The sequence below is a fragment of the Streptomyces tubbatahanensis genome, from assembly GCF_022699385.1.
GTDB lineage: Bacteria > Actinomycetota > Actinomycetes > Streptomycetales > Streptomycetaceae > Streptomyces > Streptomyces diacarni.
The window spans coordinates 6,499,385-6,516,790 of the sequence record NZ_CP093846.1; the positions used below are offsets into that span (position 1 = coordinate 6,499,385).

The window sequence follows — 17,406 nt, forward strand, 5'->3', positions numbered from 1 at the left end:
ATCCCCGTCGGTCACGTCGGCTTCCCCGTGTAGAACTCACGAATGGTCTCGCTGACCCGGTCGACCTGCTCCACGTCCAGGTCCGGGTAGAGGGGCAGGGCGAGCGCGCGGGCGCTGGCGGCCTCGGCGCGGGGGAAGTCGCCGCGCGAGTGGCCGAGGTGGGCGAAGCACGGCTGCAGGTGGAGCGGCGTCGGGTAGTAGATCTCCGTGCCCACCCCGTGGCGGGTCAGGTGCTCGGCCAGCCGGTCGCGGTCGTCGGCCTCGATCAGGTAGACGTAGAAGACGGGCCGCGACTCGCCGCCGCGCTGCGGGTGTTCGGCGCCGCGCGGGGGGCGCTCGACGACGTGCGGGAGCCGGGTGATGCCGGGAATGTCGCGTAACCGCTCGTGGTAGGCGGCCGCGAGTTCGGCGCGGCGGGCGATGTCGTTGTCCAGGCAGGTGAGTTTCGCGGAGAGGACGGCCGCCTGGATGTCGTCCATCTTGCTGTTGTAGCCGGGCACGTCGGTCTCGGTGGAGATGGTGGCGAAGTCCCCGAGGGTCGGCCCGAGCCGTCCGTGGTGGCGTAACGCGCGCACCATCTCGGCGACTTCCGGGTCGTCGGTCAGGACGGCCCCCGCGTCGCCGAGCGCTCCGAGAGTCTTGCTCGGGAAGAAGGACAGCACACCGCCCTTGCCGTGCAGGCCCGCGTGGCGCCCGTGCTGGCGCATCCCGATGCCCTCGGCGCTGTCCTCGACGAGGGTGAGCCCGCAGCGTGCGGCGACGGCGCCCAGGGCTGCCATGTCGGCCATCTGGTGGAACAGGTGCGCGGGCATCACGAAGCGGCTCGCGGGGGAGACGGCGGACTCCAGGGCGGCCGCGTCCATCGCGTAGGTGACCGGGTCGATGTCGACGAACTCGGGACGGCCGCCGGCCAGCACCACGGCCGAGGCCGTGGCGACGAACGAGTACGCCGGCACCAGCACCCCCTCGGAGCGGCGGAGGCCGCACGCGCGCAATAACAGGACGAGGGCGTCCGTGCCGCTGTTCACCCCGACGGCGAACCCGGCTCCCGTGTAGGCGGCGAGTTCCCGCTCCCACTCCGCGACATGTCGGCCGTGTGAAAACTTCCCTGTCGCGAATACCTCGTTGACCCTCTCCTCCACGAGAGGCCACAGCACACCGAAAGTCGTTGCCTGGGAGAAGAACGGAACCTCGTCGGTTCCGGCCCGGGGCCCGGAACGTCGCCCCACCCCTCCGGAGATTCCTCCGAAAGACACTGCCACCCCAATTACTTGACGCGAACGGCGGATTGCCAGCGACCCGAGGCATACCCCCGGCCCCTGGGGCCAATCGCACGTCCCCGCACGTTCACCCGTGCCGGTATGAGTTCCCGGGTTCCGCTTGACCGCTCTTCATACCGGGGGTCACAGTCGGTCGCTGAACTGACAGAGCCGTCACACTTGCAAGGACATCATGCTGCGACCGCTGATCGTCGGGTTAGGCCGCTCCGGAGCCGGCCTCCACCTGGCGGCCCTGAAGAAGCTCCGCGCGCCGACCGGCGCAGCCCGCGACGCCGAAGAGGACCCGCTGTTCCACTGGCCGCCGCTGGCCTGGGATCCCCGCCCCACCGCCGCGTCCGGCCTCGACGACGTCACCGTCCTGGCATCCCTGGCCGAGGCCGCCCGCCGCACGCCTCCCGAGGAGACCGTCGTCCACCTGTGCACCCCTCCCGCCGCGCGGGCCGGAGTGCTGGGGAGGCTCGCCGGGCTCGGCTACACCCGCGTCCTGGTGGAGAAGCCGCTGGCCTGCGAGCCCGGCCAGCTCCAGAGCGTCACCAGACTCCGCTCCGAGTACCGGCTCGATGTGACCGTCGTCGCCCACTGGCTGGCCGCCGGGCTCACACAGCGGCTCCGCGACCTGATCGCCGACCGCGGTCTCGGACGACTGCTGAGCGTCGAGGTGGCCCAGCACAAGCCCCGCTTCGACCGCACCCTGGCCACGCACGGCCACCCGACCGCCTTCGACGTGGAGATACCCCACTCGCTCGGCGTCGTGCTGGACCTGGCCGGAGCCGCCGAACTGGAGACGGCCCACTGCACGGACATGCGCTGCGGCGCCACCGTCGTCCCGCGCATGGGCAGTGCGGCGCTCACGCTGCGGCACGCGGGAGGCGTGCGCACCGACATCGTCTCCGACCTGACGTCACCGGTGCAGCAGCGCAGCGTCACCCTCCGCTTCACCGAAGGGACGGCGACCGCGCACTACCCGATCAGCGAGCGCGACGACCACGCCCAGCTGATTCTCTCCGGCGCCGTACGCGCCCACCACACCTTCCGCGACGAGGCGCTGAGCCCCTTCCTGCGCCGCACCTACCAGCGCTACGCCCAAGCGCGGAGCGACGACTTCGCCCTGCACCACGCCGTCGCGCGGCTGCTCTGCCAGGCGAAGGCACACTGCCGCGCGGGTGAGGAACCCACCGCCGACGCCGCACCGCCCGCCCGGGCCGACGCTGCGCTCACCGTCGAAGGGGACGCCCGTGCCCGCTGAACGAGACCACCCGCAGGGCCCGTTCGCCGACCGGTGCGCGGGCATCGGCGACGAGGCGGCCCCCGACCTCGCAGGCCAGATCGAAGCGGTACGCGCCCTGGGCTGGCGCCGCGTCGAACTGCGCACCGTCGGGCGGACCGCACTCGCCGACCTGGCGCCCGAAGCGGTACGCGACCTCGCACACCGGCTCCGCGACGCGGACCTGGGGGCGGTGTGCCTCGCCTCCCGGATCGGCAACTGGGCGCGGCCCGTCACCACACCCTTCGAGACCGACCTGGCCGAACTGGAGACGCTGCTCGACCAGTGCGCCGTACTGGAGTGCCGGTTCGTGCGCGTCATGTCGTACCCCAACGACGGCCTGCAACCGCGCGAGTGGGCGCGGGAGGCCATCGACCGGCTGGGCCGTCTCGCCCGCCGCGCCCAGGCCGTGGGCGTCACCCTCCTGCACGAGAACTGCGCCGGCTGGGCGGGGGAGAGCGCCACCCGCATGCTGCGGCTGCTGCGGGAGACCGACAGCCCGGCGCTGCGCCTGCTCTTCGACACCGGCAACGGCGTCCCCCACGGCTACGACGCGGCGGCGCTGCTGCGGCAGATCCTGCCCTACGTGGAACACGTCCACATCAAGGACGCCCGCAGAACCGCCCAGGGCGCCACCGAGTACGTACTCCCCGGTGACGGCGAGGCACAGGTGGCCGACTGCCTGCGGACCCTGCTGGAGTCCGGCTACCGCGGCGCCTTCTCCCTCGAACCCCACCTGTCGGCGCAGCCGCACGCCGGGGTGGACGCCGGCACCGGCGCGGCGCGCCCCTTCGTGGCGGCGGGACGACGGCTCGAACGGCTCCTCGCACCGCACCACGGCACCGCCGCCCGTGCGGCGGGAACGCCGTGAGGCCCGGCGACGACGCCGCGCGGCCCGGAGATGACGCCGCACGGCCCGGCAGCGGGGGACCGTCCGCCGCGCTGCTGACCGCGGCCGACCACGACCTGCTCCTCGCCCTGCTGCGCACCCCCACCGTCAGCCCGATGGAGACGGGCGAGCCGGACACCCGGGACCGGCTGCGGCAGGCCCAGCGCGCCTACGCCGAGGCGGCCGGCAGGGCGGGCCTGGGCGTCGTACGGCACGCGGCACCCGAGCAGGCCGCCCTGCACCGCGACGACGTACCCGCCGCGGTACGCGCCGCCGCCCGCGACCCGGCCTTCCTGTCCGGGCAGCCCAGCCTGGTGCTGCGCCTGGGGCCCGCGCGACCGCGCCGGCAGACCGTCATGTTCAACGTGCACCTCGACACCGTCGCCGGGAGCCAGCCGGTCGCTTTCGACGGGGAGCGCTTCACCGGACGCGGCGCCGTCGACGCCAAGGGCCCCGCTGTCGCGCTGCTGGCCGGGGTGCGCGCCGCGGCCGCCGCCGAACCGGCCCTGGGCCGCGAGGTGTCCGTGCTCGTGCAGGCGGTGAGCGGCGAAGAGGGCGGTGCCATGGGCACGTTCGGTACCCGGCCGCTGGTCGAGGCCGGGTACGTCGGCAGGCTGAACGTCTTCTGCGAACCGACCGGGTTGCGTCACCTGCCCAGGGCGACGGCGTCCATGACGGCACGCCTGCGGGTGGCCGGCGAGGACGCCGTCGACGACCGCCCCGGGGCGGGCCACAACGCCACTGTGCTCCTGGGCTTCCTCGCCCAGTACCTGGCCGCCGAGTTCGGCTCCCACCCGGCCCGGGCCGACGCCACCGGCGCCGCGTGCGTCGCCGGACTGCACACCGGACACGCGCACAACCGCGTCTACGGTACGGGCAGCCTCCTGGTCAACGTCGCCTACGCCGACGCCGCCGAGGGCGCGGCCGCCGAGCAGGCGCTCAGCGACACCGTCGCCGACGGCCTGCGCGCGTTCATCGCCCGCTTCGCCGGAACCCGCGACTTCGCCCGCACCGCCGCCGAGGCCGCCGCGCTCACCCGCCTGGAGTGGGACAAGCGGGGACTGCCCGCCCTCCGCGCCGACCTCCTGGGCGACCTGTGGGCCGAGGAGGTGCTCGCCGCCGCGGCGGTGCCCCGGCAGACCGCCGCCGAGCCCGCGTTCACCTGCGACGCCATCTGGATGCACGGCGTCCCCGGCACCTACACCACCGTTCTCGGGCCCGGCCGTCTGGAGGCCAACAACGCACACGCGGCGGGCGAGTTCGTCGCCCTCGCCGATCTGGAGGCGTTCGCCGCGCAGGTACGGGCGCTCCTCCTCTCCTTCACCGACAGGCTGCGTGCCCGTACGCCGCCCAGCGAGCACACCGACCACTGAGCCCGGCAAGTCCAGCAAAGGAAACCTCGCATGACACCGCCGCACCAGCGCACCGCGCCCCGGCCCCCCACCCCCGCTTCCGCCGGCAGTGGCACCGGCCATGAAGCCGGCACCGGCACCAGCACTCCCGCCGGCTCCGGCACCGTGACCGTCGAGCACCACCAGTTGCTGGCGGCGGCGCGTGAGGCGTTCACCGCGCGGGGCGTGCCCGAGGCCAGGGCCGCCACCGCGGCGGACGCCCTGTGCTACGGCGACCTGGCCGGACTCGGCTCCCACGGGCTGTTCAACCTGGCCCGCCTCTACCTTCCGCTGCTGGAGTCGGGGCGCGCCGACCCCGCCGCCGAACCCCGCACGGTGACGGACCTGGGCGCCTGCGTCCTGATCGACTCCGAGCGGTCCCTCGGACTGTGGAGCGCGGCACAGGCCATGGACCTGGCGGCGGAACGCGCGGGGCGGCACGGGGTCGGCCTGGTGTCCGTACGGAACGCCACGCACTTCGGCTGCGCGGGCTACCACACGGCCCGCGCGGCCCGGCAGGGCATGATCGGTGTCCTGGCGGGCAACTGCGGAAGCCAGCGCATCGCCCGTCCGCCCCACGGCACGCTCGCCATGCTCGGCACCAACCCGCTCAGCGTCGCCGCGCCGGCGCTGGACGACGACCACCCGTTCGTGCTGGACATGAGCACCACGGCCGTCCCGACGGGCCGCATCCGCACCGCTGCCCGCCGGGGCGAGCCGATCCCCGCCGGGTGGCTGGAGGACGCGGCCGGTGCCCCGGTGACCGACCCGGCCGCCTTCGACCGCGGCGAGGCGTACCTGCGGTGGCTGGGGGGCGAGGTGGAGACCGGCGCGTACAAGGGCTACGGGCTGGGGCTGGCCGTCGAGATGCTGGCGGCACTGCTGCCCGGCGCCGGGGTCGGGCCCGCCCCCGACGCGCTGGACGGTGACGGGCGTCCGCACGGACGTGACGAGGACATCGGCTTCCTGGCCCTGGCCGTGGCGCCCGGCGCGCTCCGTGCCGAGGAGGACTTCCGCGCCGAGGCCCGCTCCCTGTTCTCCACGCTGACCCAGTGCCCGCCGGCCGACGGACACACCCGGGTGCGCTACCCGGGCTGGTGGGAGGCCGAACGCGTCCGCGTCCGCCGCGCCGAGGGCGTCCCGCTGCCCGCGCACCTGTACGACGAACTCGTCGCGCTCGGCCTCCTTCCGCGCGCCCCGCGGACCGCCTTCGATGCAGGGGGCGGTGTGTGATGATCCCCCGCCGTATCGGACTCGTCGGCCTCGGCGCCATCTCGCGGTACTACCTCGCCGCGATCGACGCCGCGCCGGGATGGGACCTGGCCGCGCTGTGCGACGTGCGGACGCCGGCCCTGCGACCGCACCACGGGCACGTGCCCTGCCATACCGACCACCGCAGGATGCTGGCGGAGTGCGACCTCGACGCCGTCGTCGTCGCCGTCCCCAACCACGCGCACGCCACCGTGTGCGGTGACGCGCTGCGCGCGGGCGTGGCCGTGTGCGTGGAGAAGCCGCTCGCTCTGACCGTCACCGAGGGGCGGGCGCTCGGCACGCTCGCGGCCGAGACGGACACGCCGCTGTTCACCGCCTTCCACCGCCGCTACAACGACGCCGTGGCCCGCCTGCGCGGGCAGCTGTCCGCCGGCGGCGGGATCGCCTCCGTGCGCGTGCGGTATCTGGAGCGCATCGAGGAGCACATCCAGGGCGACACCTGGTATCTCGACCCGGAGCGCTGCGGCGGCGGCTGCGTCGCCGACAACGGCCCCAACGCCTTCGACCTCGTACGGCTGCTGCTCGGCGAGGTCACCGTCGAGCGTGCCACCGTCGCCCGCGACGCGCACGGAGTCGACCGCCAGGCAGTCGTCGACCTGAGCGGCGCGGGGGGCAGGACGGCACGCGTGGAACTGGACTGGAGTTGGCCGGGCGAGGCGAAGGATCTCCAGGTACGGAGGGCGGACGGCACCGTCCTGCACGCCGACATGCTCGCGCTGCACCCCGGGTTCAAGGCGTCGCTGTGGCACGAGTACGCCGGCATCCTCGACGACTTCGCACACGCCGTGCACACGGGGACGCGGGCGGACGGCGGACTCGCGGCGCTGGAACTGGTGTCGGACACCTACGACTGCGAGGAGCCGCCTGCCCGCGCGGCGGAAGAGGAGCAGACCCGATGACGGCACGGACACCGGCACCGACGACACCGGCACCGGCCCCGAGGACAATAGCACCGACGACACCGGCACCGGCAGCGGAGCCCCCGCGGGAGAACGGGGCCAAGCGCTCCGTGCACGGCGCGCTCGTCAAGGTGCTGCTGCACCGCAGGACCGAACGCGGCATGAGCCTGGAACCGTACGCCAGCCGCTGCGTGCGCCGCGGGGAGGTGCACGAACTGGTCACCACGGACCACCGGGAGACCGCACCGGGAACCCGTATCGACCGGGTGGGCTTCCTCGGATTCGTCGAGCTGTCGTGCGCGGGCGTCCTGGACCGGGGCGACGACGTGTGGATCGGCGGCGTACACGTGGGAACGGTGCTCGGATTCGACGCCTGCCACTTCCCCAACCACTACAACATCCTCATCGACGCCGGCCGGCTGCTCACGGGCGAGGACCTGAAGCTGGGCCCCGAGCTGTCGGTCTCCTTCACCCAGGCCGGGTAAGGCCGGCCCATGGGAACCGCGGCCGCCCCGGCGGCTCGTGCGGCAACGCAAAGGCCGGTGGCCCCGCTCAGCGGGGCCACCGGCTTGTGAGGCGCCGCGGCCGGTCTCAGCCCAGCAGCTCGACGTCGAGCCGCCCGAAGTGGTACTCGCGGACCGCCGCGAGCAGCTCCTCGAGCGAGAGCTCGCCGTCACCGTTGGTGTCCACCTGCTGGAAGGCCTCCTTCGCCTCGGCGCGGTTGACCCCGACGCCCGCCAGCCAGGCCTGGAACTCCTCGGCGTTGATCTGCCCGTCGGCGTTCTTGTCGCAGATGCCGATGATGCCCTTGACCACCGGGCCCAGGACGCGGTTGAAGCTGGCCTCGCCGGCCCGGAAGATCAGGTCCCCGGTCACCTGGAGGAACTGCTCCCTGGTGACGGCACCGACGGGGCCGACCCCGGCCTCCCGGGCGAGGTAGTCGAAGAGCCCGTCGAAGGCGTCCCTGAGCGCCTGCACCTCACGGGAGTCCGGGGACTTGCCGAAAGCGTGCGCGATCTTGGCGGCCTCCTCGTGGAAGTCCTCCCTCTCCAGGACACCGTTGGCGTCAGCGTCCCACTTGTCGAAGCGCCTCTGCAGACGGTCGTTCGCGATGGCAGTGGTCATGCCGGTTTCCTTTCGGGTTGTGCGGTGGCAAGACGGCGTCGGGTCGTTCGTGCCCGCGCCGCCCTCGCGTGCTTCTCCCCTGGGGGCACGCAAGTCTGTGGGGGACCGGGGCCCGAACGGGCCCCGGCCATGGGGGAGGGGAGCGGGGAACGTCACAGACGGGTGACGCGTACCCCCGCGGTTCTGCCGCGCGTGTCCAGCACGGGGCACTGCGCCCGTGCCAGCAGCGTCGGGTCGTAGCAGGCGTGGTCCTGCAACAGGAGCGCGAGGTCGCTGTCGGCCAGCGCCCCCGCCAGATCGGCTCTCCGACTCAGCGGCGTGCCCTCGCAGTCGAAGGAGGGGACGTACGGGTCGTGGTAGGAGACGTGGGCGCCCCCGGCGCGCAACAGCGCGGCCACCGCGAAGGCGGGGGACTCACGCGTGTCGGCGATGTCCGGCTTGTAGGTGACCCCCAGCAGCAGCACCCGGGCTCCGCGCAACGGTCTCCCTTGCGCCTCCAGCAGCCCCGCCACCCGCTGGACGACGTGCCGGGGCATACGGCCCAGCACCTGCCTGGCCGCCGAGAGCATGTCGAAGGAGAAACCCTCGGACTCCGCCTTCACCGCCAGATAGCGCGGATCGACCGGAATACAGTGCCCGCCGACGCCCGCGCCGGGGCTGAACGCGGTGAAACCGAAGGGTTTCGTGGCCGCGCAGTGGAGCACGTCCCAGATGTCGATGCCCATCTTGTCGCAGAACAGCGCGACTTCGTCGACCAGCGCGATATTGACGTACCGGTAGGTGTTCTCCAGCAGCTTCGCCATCTCGGCTTCCCGCGTGCCTCTGGCCACCACCACGGTGTCCACCAGCCGACCGTAGAAAGCGACGGCGTGTTTCGCGCATAAGGGAGTGCAGCCGCTCACCACGCGGGGGGTGTTGCTCATCGTGAACGAGGAATTCCCCGGGTCGATTCTCTCCGGTGAGTAGGCCAGGTGGAAGTCCTCACCCACCGTCAGGCCGCTGCCCCGCTCCAACGCAGGCCGCACGATCTCCTCTGTGGTGCCCGGATGGCTGGTGGACTCGACGACCACCAGGGTGCCGGGGCGCAACTGCGCGGCCACGTCGGCAATGGCCGCCCTGAGAGAGTCCAGGTCGGGATCGCCTGCCGCGCTCAGCCCTGTGGGCACGCAGACGACGATCGTGCCGGCGCCCGCGAGCACCGACGGATCGGTGGTGGCGCGGAAGCCGGCCGCGCCCATGGCGGCCACCTCCCCGTCGCTGACGTCGTCGACGTGCGAGCTTCCCGTCGCCAGCCCGTCGACCACCGGCGCGGAGACGTCGTAGCCGACCGTCGACAACCCCACCGCACAGGCCCGTTGGGCCAGTGGTAATCCGATGTACCCCAGGCCGACGACGGCCAGGTCACATGCCATGCGTACCTCTCTGCCCGTATACCGTTCTTCCTACGGAATGCGTACGCGAGATGGAGCGGTCTCAGGCGGAGAAGCTGCCGCTGCCCGGGGCGACGTGCGAGCCGTGGCCGGGCTGCACCGTCAGGCCGGGCGTCACGCAGAAGGGATCGCCGTACACCTTCACCGGCTGGTCCGTGTTGTTGTTGAGCACATGTGCGTCGAGCGGCAGTTTGTGGCAGCCCTCGGGGTTCTCGTAGTGGGTGAGCGGCTGGAATTCGGTCGAGAACACGGTTACGTCACCGGTCGCCGCGCTGGCGGTTCCACTGCCCAGTGCGAGAGCCGTAAGAGCGGTTGCCGCGGCGACGAGAACGGGACGGAACGTGCGCATTTGAGCTGCCTTTCTCCCTGACAAGGTGGTCACTCACAGCATGTCCCGCCATGGGCCGTTTGAATGACGCAACCGCCGCATTCCGCCGAAAGGGTGACGGGCTTCCGCAGGGTGGTGCCACGGCGCCGCGGAGTGCTTTTCCGCCAACCCCGCGAGGGCCGGGGACCGTGCGGGGTACCGCTGGTGAAACACCCGCACATCGCCGCGGACGAGGCGCCTCCGCCGCGGCGCCTCGGACCGCTCGGGAGAACAGGTGGACCTGGACGCCGTCACCGACGAGCTGTACGGGCTGTCGCCCGACGACTTCACCGCCACCCGCGAGCAGCGGGCACAGCAGGCACGCCAGGAGGGAGCACGGGAGCTGGCCGAAGAGATTCACCGTCTGCGGCGCCCCACCCTGGCGGCCTGGTCGGCCAACCTGCTGGCCCGCGAGCAGCCCGACCAGGCCCGCCTGCTCCTTCAGCTGGGTGAGGCGCTACGACAGGCGCACCGCGACCTGGACGGCGCGCAGCTGCGGGAGCTGTCGGCCCGCCAGCACCAGGTGACCGCCCGGCTGGCGAAGGAGGCGGCTGAGCTGGCGGGCCAGTACGGACACCGCATCAGCGAGGCCGCCCGGCGCGAGGTGACGGACACGCTGCACGCGGCGCTGGCCGACCCGCAGGCCGGGCGCGACTGGGCTGCGGGCCGCCTCGACCGCCCGCTCGCCGCGCCGGTCGGCTTCACCCCGGGTGAAACCGGGACGGGCGGCGCCGGTGGGAGGCCCAGCGGCCGGGCCTCGTCGAAGAGCGACCGGAGCCGGGGCCGGGGCCGGGACCGGAGCCGGGGCCGGGAGACCGGGCGGGACACGGCCCGCCACCGCGAGCAGCTCACCCGCGCCCGCGAGCGTGCCCGCGAGGCCGAGCGCGCGCTGGAGACGCGCGAGGGCGAGCACCGCGCCACGCGCGAAACGGCTGATCAGGCCGCGGAGCGACAGGAGCAGGCGGAGCAGCGCCTCACCGACCTACGGGAGCAGCTGCGCGAGGCGGAGGACACTCAGCAGCAGGCCCGCTCCGAGGCCCGCACCGCACAGGACCGGCTGCGCCGGGCCGAGCGCTCGGAGGAGAAGGCCCGCCGCAAGGCCGACGAGGCCAGGGCCCGTGCGGACCAGCTCGCCGACGGGCCGTGAGGGGCACGGAAGCCGCGTAAGCGGTGTGCCGAGGGGCGTCGGGCGGAGGGGGAGGGGCCGAGCGCGGCCCGAAGCCGGGTCGGGCGCCTCTCGCCCCTGGCCTGGGCGGCCGGTCCGCGCCCCTCAGCGCTTGCCGGACTCCTCGTCGCGTTCGCCCTCCGCCTGTGAGGGCGTGGTGCGCGGGCAGTCCGGGTGCTGTGCCGCCTTGCGGCGTTCGGCGGGCGCACCGGAGCGGACCTCCTGGACGTCGTCGTCACGCTCGCCCTCGGCCTGCGAAGGAGTCTGGTCACTCATAGTGATCTCCCCTCGGAGACGACCTTGCCACTCGCCCCGGGTACCCCGCGTCGGGCCCTGTCTCCCGTTCCGCGCGAAGGTTTCCTTCGACGGCGGCACGGACACGGGCCGCAGGTGGCGCGCGGGGCCGCTCCCGCCCCGTTCCCGCGCACGGGGCCGCTCACGCTCCGGTGCGGTGACCGTGTGCGGGGCCGCTCACGCTCCGGTGACCAGCCCGGGTACCGATGCCAGCAGCGACGGCAGTCGCGTGGCGGGGACGCCGCCGCCCTGGGCCAGACGTGCGGTACCGCCGCCCCGGCCCTGGAGGAGCCTGCCGACCAGGTGGGAGGCGCTGTGTCCCTGTGCCTCGGCGGTGGCGTTGACGGCCGTCACCAGCGTCGCGGTACCGTCCTTCGCCTTTCCGACGGCGACGACACCGGGCCGGTGCGCCGGGAGCCGGTCCCGTACGGCGGTGGCGAGCGCGCGGGCTTCACCGGTCTCGTCCGTGGCGGTCGCGACCGCCACCAGGACGCCCCCCGCGTCCACGGCCGCCTCCGCGACCTCCGCCGCCCGCGCGGCGGTGGCCCGCTGCCGCAGCCGCTTGTTCTCCCGCTCGGCGGTCTTGAGGCGGTCGAGCAGGGCACCGACACGGTCGGGGATCTCGGCACGCGGGGCCTGGAGCTGCTCGGCCAGGCGGGAGACGAGGTCGCGCTCGCGGGCGAGGTAGCCGAACCCCTCGATGCCGACCGCCGCCTCCAGGCGGCGCAGCCCGGCGCCGACCGATGTCTCGGCGGTGAGCGCGAGGGTGCCGACCTGTGCGGCGTGCTCGACGTGGGTGCCGCCGCACAGTTCCCGGGACCAGGCCCCGCCGATCTCGACGACCCGTACCCGCTCCCCGTACGTCTCGTCGAACAGGGCGAGGGCGCCGAGCTGTTCGGCCTCCGGCAGCGTCATCCACCGTGCGGTCACCGGCAGGTCGCGGCGCAGCGCCCGGTTGGCGGCCTCCTCGATCTCGCTGCGCTGCGCGGGCGAGAGGCCGCCGCGCAGGGGGAAGTCGAGCCGCAGGTAGCCGGGCCGGTTGTAGGAGCCGGACTGCAGGGCGCTGGGCCCGAGGACCTCGCGCAGCGCCGCGTGCAGGACGTGGGTGCCCGAGTGTGCCTGCCGTGCCCCGAGCCGCCACTCGGGGTCGACGGCCGCCTTCACGACGCTGTCGCGGGCGAGTTCGCCCGCGGTCACGCGGACCTGGTGCGTGACCAGTCCTGGCAGCGGACGCTGCACGTCGACGACCTCGGCCGCCACGGAAGGACCCGTCAGGTGTCCGACGTCGCTCTCCTGGCCGCCGGACTCGGCGTAGAAGGGGGTGCGGTCGAGGACGACGGTGACGAGGTCGCCCTCGCGCGCCACCGGGAGAGGTCCGCCGGGGCCGAGGAGAGCCAGCACGCGGGAGGTGGTCTCCAGGGTCTCCCAGGCCAGCCACGTGGTCGGGCCGTGCGCCTCCAGCACGGGCCGCAGCGCGGAACCGCCGTGGGCGGTGCCGGCTTTCCTGGCGCGTGCGTCCTCGCGGGCGCGTTCGCGCTGGTCGCGCATGAGGGCGGCGAAACCGTCGCGGTCGACCTCGACGCCCTGCTCGGCCGCCATCTCCAGGGTCAGATCGATGGGGAAGCCGTAGGTGTCGTGCAGCCGGAACGCCTGGGCGCCCGCCAAGGTGCGGCCGCCGTGCGCCTTGAGGTCGGCGACGGCGGTGTCGAGGACGGTCGTCCCCTGTCTGAGGGTGGCGCGGAAGGCTTCCTCCTCGCCGTGTGCCTGGTCGGCGATCCGGTCGTAGGTGAGGTCCCGTGCGAGTTCCGGATAGCCCTCGGCCATGCGTTCCCGGGCCACCGGCAGCAGTGCGGGCAGCGCGGGTTCTGCGTACCCGAGTTGCCGCATCGCGCGGACGGCGCGCCGCAGGATGCGGCGCAGCACGTAACCGCGGCCCTCGTTGCCCGGGGTGGTGCCGTCCGCCAGCAGCATCAACGCGGTCCGCACGTGGTCGGCGACGACGCGCAGCGAGACGTCGGCCTCGCGGTCGGCGCCGTAGCGGACACCCGCGAGGGCGGCGGCGCGGTCCAGGACAGGACGCAGCTCGTCGGTCTCGTACAGGTTGTCGACGCCCTGCAGGAGGGTCGCCATGCGCTCCAGGCCCATGCCGGTGTCGATGTTGGGCCGTGGCAGCTCACCCAGGATCGGGTAGCCGGACTTGCCCCCGCCCTCCCCGCGTTCGTGACTCATGAAGACGAGGTTCCAGAACTCCGTGTACCGGTCCTCGTCGACCGCGGGGCCGCCGGCGCGGCCCAGGTGCGGGCCGCGGTCGTAGTACAGCTCAGAGCACGGGCCGCACGGTCCCGGCACGCCCATGGACCAGAAGTTGTCCTCGTCGCCGCGTGCCACGATCCGCTCCTCGGGCAGCCCCGCGATCCGCCGCCACAGCTCGCGCGTCTCCGCGTCCGTGTGGTGCACCGTCACCCAGATCCGGTCGGGGTCCAGGCCGAGGCCGCCGCCGGCGACGGCGCTGGTGGACAGCTCCCAGGCGAGGGCGACGGCTTCCTTTTTGAAGTAGTCGCCGAAGGAGAAGTTGCCGTTCATCTGGAAGAAGGAGCCGTGCCGGGTGGTGCGGCCGACCTCCTCGATGTCCAGGGTGCGCACGCACTTCTGCACGCTCGTCGCACGCGGCCAGGGCGGGGCGCTCTCGCCGGTCAGGTACGGCTTGAAGGGCACCATGCCCGCGTTGACGAACAGCAGGGTCGGATCGGGCGTCGGCAGCGGGGCGCTGGGGACGACGGTGTGGCCGCGCTCGGCGAAGAAGTCGAGGAAGCGGCTGCGGATCTCGGCGGTACGCAAGGTGGACTCCGATGGGGTGACGCGGGCCGCCCGTTGGCGGGCGGTGAAGGCCGTCAGGGGCCCGGGGGCTCCGGTCAGGGGACGAGGGTGGCGTCGGCGGTGGGCTGGAGGGCGGCTCGCTCCAGCGGCGCGGAGGGATCGATGGCCAGCGTGGGCGGCGCGGGCTCGGCCCCCGCCCGCACGAGCAGATCCCCGACGGCGGCGATCATGGCGCCGTTGTCGGTGCACAGCCTCAGCGGCGGTACGCGCAGCGTGATGCCCGCCGCCGCGCAGCGCTCCTCGGCCAGGGCGCGGACCCGGGAGTTGGCGGCGACGCCGCCCACGACCACCAGGGTGCGCACCTGGTGATCCGCGCAGGCGGTCACGGCTTTGCGGGTCAGCACGTCGGCGACGGCTTCCTGGAGCGCGGCGGCACCGTCGGCCACCGGCGGCGGCGCTGAGGAGGTGTGGCGCTCGGCCCAGCGCGCCGCGGCGGTCTTCAGGCCGGAGAAGGAGAAGGCGTACGGATCGTGCCCCGGCCCGGTCAGCGGCCGGGGGAAGGCGACGGCGTGCGGGTCGCCCTCGCGTGCCGCCCGGTCGATGGCGGGACCGCCCGGGTAGGGCAGGCCGAAGACCCGTGCGACCTTGTCGAAGCATTCGCCCGCCGCGTCGTCAACGGTGTCGCCGAGGTGGACGATCGGCTCCGTGGCCAGGTCCCGGACCAGCACCAGCGAGGTGTGTCCGCCCGAGACGATCAGCACCATGCAGGGGTCGGGCAGCGGCCCGTGCTCCAGGGTGTCGGCGGCGACATGTCCTGCCAGGTGGTGCACGCCGTGCAGCGGCACGCCCAGCGCGTGGGCGAGGGCCTTGGCGCCGGCCACCCCGACCTGGAGCGCGCCGGAGAGGCCTGGCCCCGCCGTCACGGCGACGGCTCCGACATCGGACAGGCGCAGCCCGGCGTCCGCCAGGGCTTGCGCGATCACCGGCTGGAGGGCGTGGATGTGGGCGCGGGCCGCGATCTCGGGCACGACTCCGCCGTAGCGGGCGTGCTCGGCCATGCTCGACGCGACCGCGTGGCCCAGCAGCCGGCCGTCGCGCACCAGCCCCGCGCCGGTCTCGTCGCAGGACGTCTCGATCCCCAGGACGATCGGAGAGCTCACCACACACCTTCTTGCGCGTCTACTGCTGATGCAATCTCTATGCAATAAGCTTACGCCGGCTCTGCGGGCGCGGTCGCGCACCGGCCGCGGCAGTTCGGACGACGAGCCTGTTCGGTCTCTGAGACCAAACCGCCCGGCCTACCGAAAAGCTGACCTCCGTCACACTGCTGAGGCTGCTGCTTGCAGGGCGGCCGTCGCACCGTGCGAGATGGGGTCACCGTGCCCGAAGACCACCGTGTCGACATCCAGCTCGGCAAGCCGGTGCAGCGACTCGATGGCCCGAGCGCGGTCAGTGTTGAAGACACCCAGCATGATCCGGCCGACGTTGGCGACCGCGTCCCCGGTGAACAGCGTCCTTGCCCTGGGCAGATGGAGCGCGATCGACCCGTCCGTGTGCCCTGGTACCGCGACCACTGCCGCTCCGCCGCCGAAATCCAGCACATCGCCGTCCTCCACCTCACGATCCACCCGGCACGGCGGAGCCGGAGGCAGCGGCGGAAGGGCCGCCCGGATCGGCATCTCGAATTCCTCGAGTACCGGGGGCGCCCCGGCCGCCTCGCCCCGGATCACCGGTGCCTCCAGCCGGTGAGCCACCACCTCCGCGCCGTGCCGGGCGGCCAGTTCGGCGGCCGAGCCCATGTGGTCCTCATGCCAGTGCGTCAGCACGATCCGCCGCAACTCGCCGTCCAGAACTTTCTCGATCTCCGTGGCGCGGTCCGCCGTCCCGGTGTCGATCAAGGTCAACTCGTCGTCGTCCCGCCACAGACAGGCCACCCCCACCGGGAAGCGGAGCATGCGCAGCCTCGGCAGTACCTCGATCACATCCATGTCTTCAGCCTGCACGGATGCTCCCGGCGGCGTGTTTGCGTTCGCTGACGGCTCACCAGGTGCGCTGGATGCGGTCATGCGGGCATGCGGTCGTGCCCGCCGGCTTCTGCTCGGACCCGATGTGTTGGCGCTGAAAGGACCCCTGAGCTACGGAACTACCTGGACCAGCACGGAATCACCCGGCCGAGGTCTTGGCGGTCCGCCAGAGGCCGACCAGACCACCCAGGTCCCCGACAGCGTCAGCTTCTGAGGCCTCGGGGGGATCGCCCTTCCGCCTCAACTCCGTTACGGGCCCCCGGGTGCGGTCTGTACCGCCGCGCGCCGACCTAGTGTGCCGTCATGACTCCCTCCGCCGACGCGACTCCACAGCCGTCCGAGTCCGGGAACAACATTTCTTCCGGGTCCGGGTCCGGGTCCGGGTCCGGGTCTCCGTCCGGGTCCCGGAACGTGTCCTCCTCGCTGTCGCGGCGGCGCGAACGGCGACGGCGGTATACCGCGATCGCGAGTGCTGCCCTCGCCCTGATCGGCGTGGTCGGTTGGCAGCTGTCGGTCATGGGGCCCGAGCCCGGCAGTCACGCGCCGATGGAGATATGCGCGCTGAACAACACCACCCTGCGCGCCGACGTGGACGCCGACGGGCATCAGGACGAGATCTACGACAAGACCCGTGAGGGCGACCCCTTGGTGACCTTCGCGGGCGGCGACACCGTCCGGGTCGAAAAGGCGCGCGGGCGCTGGCAGAAGTTCCGAGGCGTGTGGTCCGACGACATGGAGACGCGCGGGACCTTCGGGGACTTCGACGGTGACGGGTACATCGATCTGGCCCTGTTCTACAGCCAGCACGACACGGGAGACTCACCGGAGGACAACATGATCACACACGAGGTGCACTACGGACCGCTCGCGACCGACTTGAGCAGTGCCAGGACCGGCACCATCCGCATGCCGTACGGGTCGTTCGTGTCAGGGGTGCGGGCCACGGACCTGAATCACGACGGCCGCGCGGAACTCCAGATCTTCCAGTCGTCCGGAGACGGTACAGAGCGCCACTACGTCGGTCGTCAGGACGGGGACGGCATATCGGCAGCGGTTTTCGACCAGGAGAGCGGTGGCTACACGACGGGGGAATGGCGCCGGCTGAAGCTCGGATGGCTCGATCTGGGAAAGTGCCACGACGCTCCGAAACCGAAGGCCACCGGCCGGTAGCCGGAGGCCCACCCTCCGG

16 protein-coding genes are annotated in these 17,406 nt (G+C 73.0%); 8 read left to right on the forward strand and 8 right to left on the reverse strand.

Features of this window, described 5'->3' with window-relative positions; genetic code table 11:
• Nucleotides 1-11: 11 nt before the first annotated feature.
• Nucleotides 12-1,229, reverse strand: coding sequence for a DegT/DnrJ/EryC1/StrS family aminotransferase (locus MMF93_RS27840; protein WP_242755760.1), 1,218 nt, complete (start codon nt 1,227-1,229; stop codon nt 12-14).
• A 223-nt stretch (nt 1,230-1,452) separates the two neighbouring features.
• Here MMF93_RS27840 and MMF93_RS27845 point away from each other — a divergent pair, with 223 nt between their 5' ends.
• The 6 genes from MMF93_RS27845 to MMF93_RS27870 are packed head-to-tail and all read left to right on the forward strand — an operon-like array spanning nt 1,453 to nt 7,480.
• Nucleotides 1,453-2,526 (forward strand): Gfo/Idh/MocA family oxidoreductase, encoded by a 1,074-nt coding sequence (locus MMF93_RS27845; RefSeq protein ID WP_242755761.1) that lies wholly within the window; start codon nt 1,453-1,455, stop codon nt 2,524-2,526.
• Nucleotides 2,516-3,415 carry a sugar phosphate isomerase/epimerase family protein gene (locus MMF93_RS27850; protein ID WP_242755762.1) on the forward strand — a complete coding sequence of 300 codons (900 nt, stop codon included), beginning with the start codon at nt 2,516-2,518 and terminating at the stop codon, nt 3,413-3,415. The genes MMF93_RS27845 and MMF93_RS27850 overlap by 11 nt, the downstream gene beginning before the upstream one ends.
• Entirely contained in the window at nt 3,412-4,806 is a 1,395-nt protein-coding gene (locus tag MMF93_RS27855) for a M20/M25/M40 family metallo-hydrolase (RefSeq protein ID WP_242755763.1), read from the forward strand. The genes MMF93_RS27850 and MMF93_RS27855 overlap by 4 nt, the downstream gene beginning before the upstream one ends.
• A gap of 30 nt (nt 4,807-4,836) precedes the next feature.
• The gene (locus tag MMF93_RS27860) at nt 4,837-6,057 is read left to right on the forward strand and encodes an Ldh family oxidoreductase (protein ID WP_242755764.1); all 1,221 of its coding nucleotides are present in this window, start codon (nt 4,837-4,839) and stop codon (nt 6,055-6,057) included.
• A complete protein-coding gene (locus MMF93_RS27865) occupies nt 6,057-6,995 on the forward strand; it encodes a Gfo/Idh/MocA family protein (RefSeq protein WP_242755766.1) in 939 nt (312 codons plus the stop codon). Before MMF93_RS27860 ends, MMF93_RS27865 begins: the two co-directional genes overlap by 1 nt.
• Before the next feature lie 47 nt (nt 6,996-7,042).
• Nucleotides 7,043-7,480, forward strand: a complete 438-nt coding sequence (locus MMF93_RS27870) for a DUF6917 domain-containing protein (RefSeq protein WP_423835638.1) — start codon at nt 7,043-7,045, stop codon at nt 7,478-7,480.
• A gap of 106 nt (nt 7,481-7,586) precedes the next feature.
• Here the strand turns inward: MMF93_RS27870 and MMF93_RS27875 are convergent, their stop codons facing one another.
• The 3 genes from MMF93_RS27875 to MMF93_RS27885 all read right to left on the reverse strand — a co-directional run bounded on the left by MMF93_RS27875 (nt 7,587) and on the right by MMF93_RS27885 (nt 9,800).
• Nucleotides 7,587-8,120, reverse strand: coding sequence for an EF-hand domain-containing protein (locus tag MMF93_RS27875; protein WP_114022979.1), 534 nt, complete (start codon nt 8,118-8,120; stop codon nt 7,587-7,589).
• 152 nt (nt 8,121-8,272) lie between these two features.
• Complete coding sequence (locus tag MMF93_RS27880; RefSeq protein WP_242755770.1) at nt 8,273-9,532, reverse strand: nucleotide sugar dehydrogenase; 1,260 nt, start codon at nt 9,530-9,532, stop codon at nt 8,273-8,275.
• 61 nt (nt 9,533-9,593) lie between these two features.
• Nucleotides 9,594-9,800 (reverse strand): hypothetical protein, encoded by a 207-nt coding sequence (locus MMF93_RS27885; protein WP_242755772.1) that lies wholly within the window; start codon nt 9,798-9,800, stop codon nt 9,594-9,596.
• Nucleotides 9,801-10,152: 352 nt separating this feature from the next.
• Here MMF93_RS27885 and MMF93_RS27890 point away from each other — a divergent pair, with 352 nt between their 5' ends.
• Nucleotides 10,153-11,064 (forward strand): coiled-coil domain-containing protein, encoded by a 912-nt coding sequence (locus tag MMF93_RS27890; protein ID WP_242755774.1) that lies wholly within the window; start codon nt 10,153-10,155, stop codon nt 11,062-11,064.
• A 123-nt stretch (nt 11,065-11,187) separates the two neighbouring features.
• On the opposite strand, the gene MMF93_RS27895 is transcribed toward MMF93_RS27890, so the two are convergent.
• The 4 genes from MMF93_RS27895 to MMF93_RS27910 form a co-directional block, all read right to left on the reverse strand.
• Nucleotides 11,188-11,358, reverse strand: a complete 171-nt coding sequence (locus tag MMF93_RS27895; protein WP_242755776.1) for a hypothetical protein — start codon at nt 11,356-11,358, stop codon at nt 11,188-11,190.
• A gap of 195 nt (nt 11,359-11,553) precedes the next feature.
• Nucleotides 11,554-14,214 (reverse strand): alanine--tRNA ligase, encoded by a 2,661-nt coding sequence (gene alaS / locus MMF93_RS27900; protein ID WP_242755778.1) that lies wholly within the window; start codon nt 14,212-14,214, stop codon nt 11,554-11,556.
• 74 nt (nt 14,215-14,288) lie between these two features.
• Nucleotides 14,289-15,353 (reverse strand): tRNA (adenosine(37)-N6)-threonylcarbamoyltransferase complex transferase subunit TsaD, encoded by a 1,065-nt coding sequence (gene tsaD / locus MMF93_RS27905; protein ID WP_242755780.1) that lies wholly within the window; start codon nt 15,351-15,353, stop codon nt 14,289-14,291.
• A 159-nt stretch (nt 15,354-15,512) separates the two neighbouring features.
• Complete coding sequence (locus MMF93_RS27910; RefSeq protein ID WP_242755782.1) at nt 15,513-16,181, reverse strand: MBL fold metallo-hydrolase; 669 nt, start codon at nt 16,179-16,181, stop codon at nt 15,513-15,515.
• A gap of 447 nt (nt 16,182-16,628) precedes the next feature.
• Here MMF93_RS27910 and MMF93_RS27915 point away from each other — a divergent pair, with 447 nt between their 5' ends.
• Nucleotides 16,629-17,387: a hypothetical protein gene (locus tag MMF93_RS27915; RefSeq protein WP_242755784.1), complete on the forward strand. Its 759-nt coding sequence runs from the start codon at nt 16,629-16,631 to the stop codon at nt 17,385-17,387.
• Nucleotides 17,388-17,406: the final 19 nt, after the last annotated feature.

Coding starts and splice junctions, on each gene's coding strand:
- MMF93_RS27845 (WP_242755761.1), top strand. CDS start 1,453: ATGCTGCGACCGCTGATCGTCGGGTTAGGCCGCTCCGGAGCCGGCCTC.
- MMF93_RS27860 (WP_242755764.1), top strand. CDS start 4,837: ATGACACCGCCGCACCAGCGCACCGCGCCCCGGCCCCCCACCCCCGCT.
- MMF93_RS27865 (WP_242755766.1), top strand. CDS start 6,057: ATGATCCCCCGCCGTATCGGACTCGTCGGCCTCGGCGCCATCTCGCGG.
- MMF93_RS27875 (WP_114022979.1), bottom strand. CDS start 8,120: ATGACCACTGCCATCGCGAACGACCGTCTGCAGAGGCGCTTCGACAAG.
- MMF93_RS27880 (WP_242755770.1), bottom strand. CDS start 9,532: ATGGCATGTGACCTGGCCGTCGTCGGCCTGGGGTACATCGGATTACCA.
- MMF93_RS27895 (WP_242755776.1), bottom strand. CDS start 11,358: ATGAGTGACCAGACTCCTTCGCAGGCCGAGGGCGAGCGTGACGACGAC.
- MMF93_RS27910 (WP_242755782.1), bottom strand. CDS start 16,181: ATGGATGTGATCGAGGTACTGCCGAGGCTGCGCATGCTCCGCTTCCCG.